The 336-nt window shown below is 41.1% G+C and carries 1 protein-coding gene; it reads right to left on the reverse strand.

Going from position 1 to position 336, the window contains the following annotated elements; all coding sequences use genetic code 11:
* Nucleotides 1-30: 30 nt before the first annotated feature.
* Nucleotides 31-336, reverse strand: a 306-nt coding sequence (locus KH400_RS23240) for an ATP-binding cassette domain-containing protein (RefSeq protein ID WP_217228678.1), incomplete at its 5' end; no start/stop codon positions are given.

Here is a 336-nt window from a genome sequence, read left to right on the forward strand (position 1 = left end):
AAAGAGGGGTCTGACCCTTATACTCTTATACTATACTAATTTTGTTGTCCATGATTCGCAGTTCCAGACGTCTGTAGCAACGTCTTGATAGAACTCTGGTTCGTGACTAATTAGCAAAATGCTTCCTTTGTATGCTTGCAGCGCTCGTTTTAACTCTTCTTTTGCGTCAACGTCTAAGTGATTTGTCGGCTCATCGAGAACAAGGATATTTGTTTCACGATTAATTAATTTACAAAGACGGACCTTGGCTTTTTCGCCACCACTTAAAACGACAATCTTACTCTCTATATGCTTTGTCGTTAATCCACACTTAGCAAGGGCTGCACGTACCTCAGC

The organism is Desertibacillus haloalkaliphilus (genome assembly GCF_019039105.1).
Taxonomy (GTDB): Bacteria; Bacillota; Bacilli; order Bacillales; family KJ1-10-99; genus Desertibacillus; species Desertibacillus haloalkaliphilus.